The organism is Candidatus Regiella insecticola LSR1 (assembly GCF_000143625.1).
Classification (GTDB): Bacteria; Pseudomonadota; Gammaproteobacteria; order Enterobacterales; family Enterobacteriaceae; genus Regiella; species Regiella insecticola.
Map to the genome: position 1 here is coordinate 7,026 of NZ_GL379708.1, position 5,149 is coordinate 12,174.

The 5,149-nt window shown below is 42.5% G+C and carries 4 protein-coding genes and 2 pseudogenes; 3 read left to right on the forward strand and 3 right to left on the reverse strand.

Features of this window, described 5'->3' with window-relative positions:
* Window positions 1-147 (forward strand): phosphoribosylaminoimidazolecarboxamide formyltransferase (locus REG_RS14920; protein ID WP_039908753.1); only part of this gene is annotated, 147 nt, incomplete at its 5' end.
* A gap of 89 nt (window positions 148-236) precedes the next feature.
* On the forward strand, window positions 237-1,541 hold the full coding sequence (purD, locus tag REG_RS09675; protein ID WP_006705473.1) for a phosphoribosylamine--glycine ligase: 1,305 nt from the start codon (window positions 237-239) through the stop codon (window positions 1,539-1,541).
* A 126-nt stretch (window positions 1,542-1,667) separates the two neighbouring features.
* Here the strand turns inward: purD and REG_RS14745 are convergent, their stop codons facing one another.
* From REG_RS14745 to hemE, 3 genes and pseudogenes are all read right to left on the reverse strand, one after another.
* Window positions 1,668-2,093, reverse strand: coding sequence for an HU family DNA-binding protein (locus REG_RS14745; RefSeq protein ID WP_006705474.1), 426 nt, complete (start codon window positions 2,091-2,093; stop codon window positions 1,668-1,670).
* A gap of 291 nt (window positions 2,094-2,384) precedes the next feature.
* A pseudogene (locus REG_RS09685) lies at window positions 2,385-2,992 on the reverse strand (YjaG family protein).
* Window positions 2,993-3,101: 109 nt separating this feature from the next.
* A complete protein-coding gene (gene hemE, locus REG_RS09690; RefSeq protein WP_039908756.1) occupies window positions 3,102-4,220 on the reverse strand; it encodes a uroporphyrinogen decarboxylase in 1,119 nt (372 codons plus the stop codon).
* A gap of 304 nt (window positions 4,221-4,524) precedes the next feature.
* Between hemE and rsd the strand changes: the two are divergent.
* Window positions 4,525-5,018 (forward strand): annotated as a pseudogene (gene rsd / locus REG_RS09695) (sigma D regulator).
* Window positions 5,019-5,149: the final 131 nt, after the last annotated feature.

Below are 5,149 nucleotides of genomic sequence, written 5' to 3' on the forward strand. Positions count from 1 at the left end.
CGCGATGCGATTGATGAGGCAGCCGCTGTCGGCATCAGTTGTATTATCCAACCTGGCGGCTCACTGCGTGATCAAGAGGTCATTGCCGCCGCCAATGAGCATAATATCGCCATGATTTTTACCGGTATGCGCCATTTCCGTCATTAAACCTCTTTCCAAACTACGGTTTGGAAAGGGTCTATTAAGTTAACATCCCCTTATTTTTCTAAACCGCATAATTTTACGGGATCATTCAGATGAATATTTTAATTATTGGTAATGGTGGACGCGAACATGCGCTCGGCTGGAAGGCAGCCCAATCACCTTTAGCGAAAAAAATTTATATCGCCCCAGGCAACGCAGGCACTGCGCTAGAGCCTAAATTAGAAAATATTGATATTGCCGCCACAGATATCAAAGGGTTATTAGCATTTGCTCAAAGTCATGCTATTGATTTGACGATTGTTGGCCCGGAAGCACCGCTAGTCATGGGAATTGTTGATAATTTTCGCGCCGCCAATCTAACGATATTTGGCCCGACACAAGCCGCTGCGCAATTAGAAGGCTCTAAAGCTTTCACCAAAGATTTTCTAGCGCGTCATCAAATTCCAACCGCTGAATACCAAAACTTTACTGATGTCGAAACAGCATTAGCTTACGTTCGCCAAAAAGGGGCTCCCATCGTGATTAAAGCCGACGGATTGGCGGCTGGAAAAGGGGTTGTGGTCGCCATGACACTGGCAGAAGCTGAAGCCGCGGTGAATGATATGCTGGCGGGTAATGTTTTTGGTCATGCTGGCCATCGTATCGTTATCGAAGAATTTCTCCAAGGTGAAGAAGCGAGCTTTATCGTTATGGTCGATGGTGAACACATCTTACCTATGGCCACCAGCCAAGATCATAAGCGTGTTGCAGATGGCGATAACGGACCCAATACCGGTGGCATGGGGGCTTATTCACCGGCACCAGTGGTCACAGATGAGATCCATCAACGGATCATGGAGCAAATTATCTGGCCAACAGTACGTGGCATGGCAGCCGAAGGACACATTTATACTGGTTTTTTATACGCCGGTTTAATGATTTCAGCTGACGGAAAACCGAAAGTGATTGAATTTAATTGCCGCTTAGGCGATCCAGAAACCCAGCCCATCATGTTACGTCTGCAATCTGATTTAGTCGAACTTTGTTTAGCCGGTGCACAAGGAAAATTGGATGAAAAAAAATCTGAGTGGCATCAATATTGTGCATTAGGTGTCGTCATGGCCGCCGAAGGTTATCCGAGTACTTACCGTAAGGGAGATATTATTGAAGGTTTACCACTGCCCTTAGCGCAACAACTAGTGGTAGATAATAATGAAAAAGTATTTCACGCAGGAACCTGTTTCAATGACAGTAAACAGCTAGTGACTAACGGGGGACGGGTTCTTTGTGTAACGGCTCTCGGCGCTACTGTCGCAGAGGTGCAAGAAAAGGCGTATCGATTGACTAAAAATATTCGCTGGCTAGGGAGTTTTTGCCGTACCGATATTGGCTATCGCGCTATAGCCAAATCAGTCTAACTTGATTTAAGTGTTGTCGTCGCTTGCCGTACTATTTGTACTGTTTGTGCTCCTCCGTCTGCATCAAATTAGATTGATTCGGCTATATGGCACGCGATCAATAAATTTTATAAATAAAGGGAGGGATTAATCATCCCTCCCTTTATTTATCATTACTTTTATTGGAACACGCTTATTTCTTACTCGAACCCTTTTTTTCTCTGCAGGTTTTTTCCCCTTAACTGCAGGAGCTGCAGAAGCTGATCTCATTACAGCCCCTTTACCTGCATCTTCAGAAGATGATTTCACTGCATCTTTTAGTTCTTTACCTACAGTAAAAGTAGCGACAGTCGTCGCTGGAATTTGTATTTCTGCGCCGGTTTGTGGATTACGACCCTTACGTGCTTGGCGTTTACTGGTTTTGAACGTGCCAAAACCAACTATCTGCATTTGCTCGCCCTCTTCCAAAGCTTCAGTAATACTATCCAGAATAGCGTCTACAGCAGCTCTAGCATCAGTTTTGCTACTACCTATTTTCTCTGCAACTTTATCAATCAATTGCGTCTTATTCATAAACTATCCTTAAAATAAATTTATTGTATGTAACTATCTAGCACTAAGAACACTCCTAGAGCCTATTCGAAATCTTTTGTGCTCGCTAATATTTCGTCAAAAAAAAGCTCAAAATACCCACTTATTCTATGTAAACTGCGCTTTAGCTCATTTTTTCATCAATTGAGCATCACTAAAGAAGATTTCGAATAGGCTCTTAAGCATGCAGGCACTAGGTACTCATTTTTCAGCCCCCCGATGTAGAACAGACAGGCGCTGCTGTGAAGTCTTCAAACGCCTCAAATTGAGGGTTTAATCACGTTTTTTCTTTAATTGCATTAAATTTATACCAATATTACTCACTGCCGCTGCTTTTATTTCAGATCGCAACCTTTTGATAAGATCGAGATCAGGTTTTTTACAATCAACTAATTGACGAAAAATCTCCCATTGAATATCCCATTCCTCCATCACAGCGGGCAACATCTTCAATTCATCCTCTGTCATTTCTTTACCCACCAGCGTCATCGCCAACATCGCCACTGTACGTACAGAAACTTCGCTAATAGCAATAGTGTGATCCAAAGTTTCACCACTCAAATGGGCATGAACAACTTCACTTAACGCAATACAAGCATCAATCGCAGGATAAACTCCATAAATCGAATCAATTTTCGCCGAAGGAATGAGATCTTCTAATTTTTCAAGTTGATGATCAAAATTTACCTTAACATTCTTTACCAGTAAAGTTTCCCACAATAAATCCAGAATGCAGCGATAAATCCTAGCATCACCAAAGCCCGTTTCTAAACAAAATTTATGATAATTGGGATACATTCGCTCACATAGACAAACCATAAACGTCAGACTTTGCCAATTTTCAACTTTTCGAAACGCAAATGAATCGGATTACGTAACATCATATCTTCTCTAACATTTATCTTTTTCTGTCATCAGCAGCAAAATAGCTGAAATGACAGAACATATACCCAGGATCCTTTCGTTGCAACCAACAACGCGGCGGTATACCTATGACAGCAAGGGTGCCCCACTCAGCGCTAATGTATCAGTAACCGATTGATGATATTGACGAGAAAAACTATGAACCGTGTTAACGAATACGTCAACATTTTCTGGTGGTGTATCCTGAAGGATACCGTGACCTAAATTAAACACATGGCCACTCCCTTCACCATAACCCGCTAAAATACTACTCACTTCTTGCCGAATACGTTCTGGCTGAGCACATAAAATATGAGGATCCATATTACCTTGTAACGCCACTTTATCGCCTACCTGACGGCGAGCACTAGCAATATCAGTTGTCCAATCTAGCCCTATAGCGTCACAGCCTGTTGATGCTATTTCTTCCAACCAGTGCCCTCCCCCTTTAGTAAATAGGGTAACAGGCACAGGACGCCCTTCATTTTCACCAATCAATACCTTCAAAATTTTTTTCATATAGTGCGAAGAAAATGTTTGATAACCTTTGGTGGTTAACAACCCTCCCCAGGTGTCAAAAATCATCACAGATTGCGCACCAGCCTTGATTTGTGCATTTAAATATTGAGTTACGGTTTTCGTCAGTTTTTCCAATAATAACTTTAGACTCTCTGGGTCATCACACATCATTTTTTTTATTTTAGTAAAATTATTATTTTTGCTGCTCCCTCCTTCAACCATATAAGCTGCCAAGGTCCATGGACTGCCAGAAAAACCAATCAAGGGTCGGCTACCGGCCAACTCATGTCGAACCTTACGTACCGCATCTATCACATAACCTAATTCTTGTTCTGGATCAGGATCAGGGAGTTTCTCCACATCCGCTCGGCACGTTATCGGTTTGTCAAAACGCGGGCCTTCACCCTCAACAAAATAGAGTCCAAGTCCCATAGCATCAGGAATGGTTAAAATATCAGAAAATACAATAGCGGCATCTAATAAGGGATAACGTCGCAAAGGTTGCATCGTGACTTCACAGGCTAATTCTGGATTTTTACACAATGACATAAAATTACCCGCCTGCTTGCGGATATCTTGATATTCCGGTAAATAGCGGCCAGCTTGGCGCATCATCCAGACCGGAGTAGCATCAACAGGTTGGCGCAGCAAAGCGCGCAGATAGCGATCATTTTTTAATTTATTCATAAAATGGCTTCCCAAATTATATCCTTGTTGCACAACATCAGCTTCACTGGCACTCTAGCACCTGGATTATGCCCTTCGCCTTTGAAGCATGTTGGCTGCGGGTGTTCGCCGAATCACCTAGTATGTCTACGCTCATCGGTCGGTCGCCTTGGCAGCCGAAGGCAACTTCAGAGGCGAAGGGTATATTAAATTTTGACTTGTTACATTTTAGAATGTTACATATAGCAGCCCGCTACCAAAATTGTAGCCAATATTAACAAAAGGCTGTTTTACTTCGTCATATTAATAACTTACGGAATCCACTATGCTCAACCGACTGAAAAACCTAACTCAACGTGTTGGTGGCAGTAATAAATGCATTGATAAATGGCTTCATGCACGTAAAGAACTACTCGTCACCTATTGCACCGTTATTGCACCGTTATTGGTGTAAAGCCGCAAAAGCCGAAGCATACTCCATTCAATGAAAAAGCGCTGGAGAATTTTAAGCAAAATTTGATTGATTATCTTTTGGCGGGTCATTTTCAGATCTACGATACCATTATCCAACAAGCAGAAGGACAATCGAGCCCTAAAATGGCGCTCACTACTGAAATTTATCCCAAGTTAGAAAATAATACCGAACATATCATGAAATGGCACGATAATGACCTCAACGTGACCATCAATGATGAAAGTTACTCAAAACTTAACCTGGCATTGTCCGATATTGGTGAAGCACTTGACACACGTTTTAAGCTCGAAGATCAATTGATTCAGTGGGCATGGCAAGCTGTAGCACCAGAAAGTAAAAAGTAAGGATATAACCAACAAGACTTGTGGTTTTTATTCCTTCTCCTATACTAGGCGTTCTTGTCGGAGTGCCTAGTGTGACTATTATACCCTTCGCCTTTGAAGCCGCCGCGTTGTTTGCTGCGGGTGTTCGCCGA